We start from the raw sequence: 7,771 nt of genomic DNA on the forward strand, positions 1-7,771 counted from the left end.
TTATAAAAAATTAATATACTTACTTCACCCTATTATACACTTACATACTTTATGAATGTTTTTATGAGCAAAAGCAAGATATACTAAATCTATATTAAGCATAGGAGACAACAAAAATGATTAAATATTTATTAAACAAATATAATGATATAGACATTGAGAAAGCAAATAAATTATTTGAGTCTGCATTTATAGAAAAGTTTGTTTTTCCGTTGATACTTTTAATCGTAGGATCATGGCTAATAAATAGAAGTATTGAAAGGTATAAGCACAACAATGCTCTAGATTTACAGGCTGAAAGTTTTTATAGAGAACATAGTGGTAATGAATTACAAAAAATATTATGGTCATGGTCTGAATTAGTATTAAATATTGAAATGATAAAAGAAATGTCGACAGAAGATTTTCAAACACTTTTTCAAAAGACCTTTGTTTATGGAAGTGAAAGAACAATCAATTTAGTATCCTCTTATCAACAACATAATTATAAAAAAGAACAAAATGAAGACCATAATTATAAAAGTCTTGTGTATGTTGCCATGATTTCAAGTTCTTTAAAGAGAGACTTTACTAACCAAATTGTAGACCCTCTACAAATATTAAAAATAAAAATTACTGATTATGATGATGCAAAGATGAGAAAATATTATAAAAGTATAGAGAAAGAAATAAAACAAGCCAAAAATCGAGAATTCTATTAAATATTTCTCAATGCTTAATATGATAATTCATTTGCCAGAAACTCCGCAACTTGTCGACATGCTCTAAAATACACCAAACCCCTTCAAAGCAATCCAGAAACACAATATTTCACATTCTTATCGTTAAAACGCAAATAATTATAAAATTCACACCATTCAAAAGCATAATATATTATAATATGTTGTAAGAGAAACAAAGGTAGGGGATTTTATGGTTTACCAAAGTGAGTTCGCATTAGAAAAAGAAATGATGGAACAGTTAAAATCCAATGGCTATGAAACTGTAACGATTCGAGATGAACAGCAACTGTTGGATAATTTTCGTCACATATTAAATGAACGTCATGCAGAAAAGCTAGAAGGCAAACCACTGACAGATAAAGAATTTCAACGCTTATTAACGATGATTAATGGGAAAGGTATCTTTGAAAGTGCGCGTATTTTACGTGATAAATTGCCGTTGAAGCGTGATGATGAGTCTGAGGTGTATTTGTCGTTTTTAGATACGCGTCATTGGTGTAAAAATACGTTTCAAGTGACGAATCAAATCGCTGTTAACGATCAATATAAAGCGCGTTATGATGTGACGTTATTAGTGAATGGGTTGCCGCTCGCGCAAATCGAATTGAAACGACGTGGGATTGATATTAACGAAGCGTTTAACCAAGTGATGCGCTATCGTAAACAAAATTACACAGGGCTGTTTCGTTATATTCAACTTTTTATTATTAGTAACGGTATCGAAACACGCTATATGTCGAATAATGATGGTGAGATTTTAAAAAGTCATATGTTTTATTGGAGTGACAAAGACAATCACCGCATCAATACGTTAGGTGACTTTACGGATACGTTTTTAAGACCGTGTCATTTAGCTAAGATGATTTCACGTTATATGATTTTAAATGAAACGGATCATATTTTAATGGCGATGCGTCCCTACCAAGTGCATGCTGTGGAAGCGCTGATCCATCAAGCGACGGAAACGAACAGTAATGGCTATATTTGGCATACGACGGGGAGTGGTAAAACGTTAACTTCCTTTAAAGCGAGTCAAGTCCTGTCAGAACAAGAAAATATTAAAAAAGTGATCTTCCTCGTTGACCGAAAAGATTTAGATAGCCAAACAGAAGAAGAATTTAATAAGTTTTCTAAAGGTTCGGTGGATAAAACGAACAATACGTCACAGCTCGTGAAACAGCTGAATGACAAAAGTTTGCCCCTCATTGTGACGACGATTCAAAAAATGTCAAAAGCAATTCAAAATAATGCGGCGGCGCTCGAACAATACAAAACTGATAAAGTGGTATTCATTATTGATGAATGTCACCGCAGTCAATTTGGTGATATGCATCGGATTGTTCGTCAACATTTTAACAATGCGCAATACTTTGGCTTTACAGGGACGCCACGTTTTGAAGAAAATAAAAGTCAAGATGGTCGGAGTACAGCAGACATTTTTGGTCGCAATTTGCACTCTTATTTAATCAAAAATGCGATTCACGATGGTAATGTTTTAGGCTTTTCTGTCGATTACATTAATACAATTAAAACACAACATATTCAAACAGAAACTGATGATATGGTGGAAGGCATTAATAAAGATGAAGTGTGGTTAGCGGATAAGCGCATTGACTTAATCGTGCGTCATATTCGAGACAATCACGATAAATATACTCGCAATCGACAGTATTCAGCGATTTTAACCGTACAAAGTATTCCAGCACTGATAAAGTATTACGATGCATTTAAAAGGATCAGTCAAGGAGATGAACATCCATTAAAAGTTGCGGGGATATTTACGTATGCAGCAAATGAAGCGCAACAAGAAGGCAATGTGGATGAAGCGCATTCTAGAGATCAATTAGAAAGTATCATGCAAGATTATAATGCGCACTTTGGGACGAATTTTACGACGGATACATTCCCAGAATATTTTAATCACGTCTCTAAAAATGTGAAAAAAGGTGTAAAAGACAATAAAATTGATGTACTCATTGTCGTCAATATGTTTTTGACAGGGTTTGACAGTAAAGTGTTGAACACACTTTATGTCGATAAAAACTTGAAATATCATGATCTCATCCAAGCGTATTCTCGTACGAATCGTGTTGAGAAAGAGACAAAGCCATTTGGAAAAATCGTCAATTACCGTAACTTAAAGCGTCATACGGATAAAGCATTAAAACTGTTCTCACAGACGGATGATACAGATCGTGTCCTTATGAAAAGTTATGAAGCCTACAAAGCAGAATTTGTCGATGCATTGGAAGCCTTGAAAACTATCGCGCCAACACCTCAAGCGATGGATGAAGTGTTTGATGAAGAGGGTAAAAAAGCATTTGTCGAAGCATTCCGTCTTGTGTCAAAACTTGTGCTGAGACTTAAAGCATTTGATGAATTCGAGTTTACTACTGACAATATTGGCATGGATGGTCAAGAATTTGAAGACTATAAGAGTAAATACTATGCCATTTATGATGAAGTGAAAGCGAAACGGGGTAACGCCGAGCAAGTATCGATTTTAGATGATATCGATTTTGAAATTGAAATTTTGCGTAATGATTTGATTAATGTCTCTTATATTATGCATCTCGTTCGCCAAATCGACTTAAAAGATGATGCCGAGCAACAACGGAATCGTGAACAGATTCGACGTATTTTAGACAATGCCGATGATCCAGTGTTGCGTTTGAAGCGGGACTTAATTCGTGAATTTATTGATGAAGTGGTGCCGCAATTATCTGAGGATGACAACATTGATGAAGCCTATATTTTATTTGAAAATGCGAAACGTGAAGCAGAGTTTAATCAATTCGCGCATCAACAAGCAGTCGACGAAGATATTTTGAAGGCTTTAACAGGGGAATTTGAATATAGTGGTATCGTAAATCAAGCGGAATTAAAAGATTTAGTGAGTGATAAAAAACTCAAAGAAAAACGTCAAACGAAAAAAGCAATTATTTCATTTATTGAAGAAGTCACTGAAAAGTATAGTAGCTAGAACGTATCAAACCTTTGTGATTCCATACATTACAAAGGTTTTGATCTTTCAGTGCGTGAATATACTGAGTGAACTAACGGAGGAAATGCAATGTCAATTACAGAGAAACAGCGTCAACAACAAGCTGAATTACATAAAAAATTGTGGTCAATCGCGAATGATTTAAGAGGGAACATGGATGCGAGCGAATTCCGTAATTATATTTTAGGGTTGATTTTCTATCGCTTCTTATCGGAAAAGGCAGAAGCAGAAGTTGTGGAAGCCTTATCTGGAGAGGACATGACATACGAAGAAGCATGGGCAGATCCTGAATATCAAGAAGACTTAAAAGGTGAATTGTTAGATACAGTCGGCTACTACATCGAGCCGCAAGATTTGTTTAGCACCATGGTGAAAGAAATTGAAAATCAACGCTTTGATATTGAACATTTAGCGCAAGCGATTCGTAAAGTCGAAACGTCAACGCTCGGACAAGACAGTGAAGAAGACTTCATTGGCTTATTCAGTGACATGGATTTAAGTTCGACAAGATTAGGAAACACAGTGAAAGACCGTACCGCGTTATTAAGCAAGGTCATGGTAAACTTAGCGGACTTGCCATTTGTTCATAGCGATATGGAAATTGATATGTTAGGGGACGCATACGAGTTTTTAATCGGGCGCTTTGCGGCGAATGCAGGTAAAAAAGCAGGTGAATTCTACACCCCACAACAAGTATCAAAAATTTTAGCGCAAATCGTTACATTAGGTAAAGATAAATTACGCAATGTATATGACCCTACATGCGGATCAGGTTCATTACTATTACGTGTTGGTAAAGAAACGAAAGTCTACCGTTACAATGGGCAAGAACGTAACAACACGACGTACAACTTAGCACGCATGAATATGTTGTTACACAATGTTCGTTATGAAAACTTCGACATTCAAAATGACGATACGTTAGAAAATCCTGCCTTTTTAGGGGAGAAATTCGACGCCGTTGTAGCCAATCCACCATACAGTGCGAAATGGTCAGCCAATAGTAAATTCAATGATGACGACCGTTTCAGTGGTTACGGCAAACTCGCACCGAAATCCAAAGCCGACTTCGCATTTATCCAACATATGGCGCACTATTTAGACGACGAAGGCACAATGGCAGTCGTATTACCACATGGCGTTCTGTTCCGTGGTGCAGCAGAAGGGGTTATTCGACAATACCTCATTGAAGAGAAAAATTACTTGGACGCGGTCATTGGCTTACCCGCAAACATTTTCTACGGTACAAGCATTCCAACATGTATTTTAGTATTCAAAAAATGTCGTAAAGCCGATCAAGACGTGTTATTTATTGATGCATCCAACGCGTTCGAAAAAGGCAAAAACCAAAATCACCTGACAGACGAACACGTTGAAAAAATCATGAACACATACAAAAACAGAGAAACCATTGATAAATACAGCTATGCCGCAACATTACAAGAAATTGAAGACAACGACTACAACCTCAATATCCCACGCTATGTCGATACATTCGAGGAAGAAGCACCGATTGATCTCGACCAAGTCCAACAAGACATCGCGAACATCGACAATGACATCGCACAAATCGAACAAGATATCGAGGGCTATTTGAAGGAATTGGAGTGTTGAAACATGACTGATTTAAAGAAAAATGTGCCAGAGTTACGATTTCCTGAGTTTGAAGGTGAGTGGGAAGAGAAGAAACTAGAGGGAATTGTAAGTTTTGAAAAAGGAAAATTATTAGGTAAGAAAGATTTAACTGAAGGTGGTAAATATCCTTGTATTCTTTATGGTGAACTATATACAAAATATGGTGCAATTATTAATATTGTCGAGAGCAGAACAAATGTAGATCCTAGCAAGTTGAAAAAAGCTAATAAAAATCAGGTTTTAATCCCGTCTTCTGGAGAAACAGTAGAGGATATTGCTACAGCATCAGTAATAAATGTAAATGAAGATGTTTATATCGGTGGAGATTTAAATATTCTAACTCCTAAAGAGGACGATGGCAAATTCATTTCTTTGTCTTTAAACAGTGTGAACAAATGGAATATATCTAGACTTGCACAAGGTAAAACAGTGGTTCACCTTTATAATAATGATTTAAAGAAGTTGAAAATTAATTTGCCTTTAGTCGAGGAACAGCAAAAAATTGGTGATTTCTTTAACAAACTAGACCGTCAAATTGAATTGGAAGAACAAAAATTAGCGTTATTAGAAGAACAGAAAACGGGCTATATGCAAAAGATTTTCTCACAAGAACTTCGATTTAAAGATGACAATGGTAATGATTATCCGGGGTGGGCTATAAAAAACTTTCAATTCTTTATGAATAAACCAAATGAATTAGAAAAAGGTATTAATTTGAATAAGAATCAACTTCTTACTGTTAAATTAAATGTAAATGGAGTTAGTAATGCTAATACTAACAGGGCTCTTAAGATGGGGGCAACGGTTTATTATAAAAGATTTGCTTCTCAATTCATTTATGGTAAACAGAACTTTTTTAATGGTGCATTTAGTATCATACCAAATGAATTTAATGGATTTTATTCATCAGGGGATGTTCCGGCCTTAGACATTGATTATTCAAAAATCAATGCCAATTATTTTATGAACTATATTTCAAGAAAAAATTATTATGAAAGAATGGAGTCCTTTTCATCCGGCACTGGTAGTAAACGAATTCATGAAGAGACTTTATTAGGTTTCAAAATTAAATTGCCTGTATTAGAAGAACAACAAAAAATTGGTGACTTTTTCAATAAGCTTGATCAATTAATCGAAAAACAGTCGCGAAAAATTGCCTTATTAAAACAACGCAAAAAGGGATTACTCCAAAAGATGTTTGTGTAATGTCAAGGAGCATGTATGAAAATGTAAGTATCAAATGAAATGTTCAATGTTGTATTGTGAAGTAAGGGGGGATGTCAGATGATGGAGCATATTGCGCCTCAACTGCAAAGTATGTTACATGAGAATGAGTGGATTTTGTCGCTAAAGCAGTCTGATTCCAATGGTTCGATTTATGTATTGTTTAGAAAGGGTGCTTTTGCGTATATGCCGATTCGTATCAGTAACCATAAAAATCATTCGTATTTCTCCAATAAAACTTTTTATACGACACTAGAAGAAGCCGTTTTACTCGATCAAATCAGAACACATTTGGATCATAGTGATTGGTATATATTTAAATACGAAGACTACTTCACACTTAAGATGTTAACAAAGCTCACTATGAAAGATTTGAGGATTTACGTTGATAATTCAATGGGGATTTACGATGGTGCGCTGATGGGCTTGTTGTTCTATCAAATTCGATATTTTAATAGAAACCATAAAGAGATGAATACGGTGTCGGAATCGTTTCAAAAATATGTGAGGCGGTTATTTGCGGCAGGACTGTTGAATGGTTATAGACAAGCGAACAATGATTTGTCTGTTTATGTGACGCAAATGGGGAAGTCAATGGTTACAGAGTATTGGCATGTCTATCAAGAGCGTTATCTCACTGATGTAAAAAAGATTGATTTTCGGTATGTTGAAGTGCCTATGGATGAAAATTTATACGCAATTGATGACGACCATAAAATCATACAAAAGTGATGAAAGTATAATGTCATTCTAAGATGGATGGTAGTGTGAGACGGTAATAAGTGATTGGGATATAGAAATCTATTAGTCTCAAGCCATTCATAGATTAATAATTGATTAATGATTTTAAAGCAGTCGAAAAATGAGGTTGAATGGGATAAAAAATCGATGCTATTGTTTTCTTGATTTCATAAACTTGCCCTCTATTTCCTGTATTTGTTGTCAGATTGCCAGAAGGCTGACACTCCTGAGGGATTAGCTGGTCCGGAGAATCCACTAACGCTTCAACAAGTGTAACAGTTTAATCAAGCGTTAGTTAGTTGAAGGGCCAGCCCCTAGGAAACATATTAAGATAGTAGTGAAGAAATTATGACGATAGTTTCTTCACTACTTATTTTTTATAATAGGTAGTTGAGAGAAGCTAAATCGAACTTCCCTTGGATTTTAAAATTCGTCAGGAAACTGA

Annotated in this window: 5 protein-coding genes; all 5 read left to right on the forward strand. The window is 35.3% G+C overall.

Annotation, left to right across the window (positions count from 1 at the left end):
- Positions 1–116 precede the first annotated feature (116 nt).
- The 5 genes from CCE82_RS10180 (at position 117) to CCE82_RS10200 (ending at position 7,317) form a co-directional block, all read left to right on the forward strand.
- On the forward strand, positions 117–701 hold the full coding sequence (locus tag CCE82_RS10180; RefSeq protein WP_086429279.1) for a hypothetical protein: 585 nt from the start codon (positions 117–119) through the stop codon (positions 699–701).
- 211 nt (positions 702–912) lie between these two features.
- The gene (locus tag CCE82_RS10185) at positions 913–3,705 is read left to right on the forward strand and encodes a type I restriction endonuclease subunit R (protein WP_086429280.1); all 2,793 of its coding nucleotides are present in this window, start codon (positions 913–915) and stop codon (positions 3,703–3,705) included.
- A 90-nt stretch (positions 3,706–3,795) separates the two neighbouring features.
- Entirely contained in the window at positions 3,796–5,340 is a 1,545-nt protein-coding gene (locus CCE82_RS10190; protein WP_086429281.1) for a type I restriction-modification system subunit M, read from the forward strand.
- Positions 5,341–5,343: 3 nt separating this feature from the next.
- On the forward strand, positions 5,344–6,567 hold the full coding sequence (locus tag CCE82_RS10195; protein WP_086429282.1) for a restriction endonuclease subunit S: 1,224 nt from the start codon (positions 5,344–5,346) through the stop codon (positions 6,565–6,567).
- A gap of 78 nt (positions 6,568–6,645) precedes the next feature.
- Positions 6,646–7,317 carry a hypothetical protein gene (locus tag CCE82_RS10200; RefSeq protein WP_086429283.1) on the forward strand — a complete coding sequence of 224 codons (672 nt, stop codon included), beginning with the start codon at positions 6,646–6,648 and terminating at the stop codon, positions 7,315–7,317.
- Positions 7,318–7,771 lie beyond the last annotated feature (454 nt).

Source organism: Staphylococcus cornubiensis (assembly GCF_900183575.1).
Classification (GTDB): domain Bacteria; phylum Bacillota; class Bacilli; order Staphylococcales; family Staphylococcaceae; genus Staphylococcus; species Staphylococcus cornubiensis.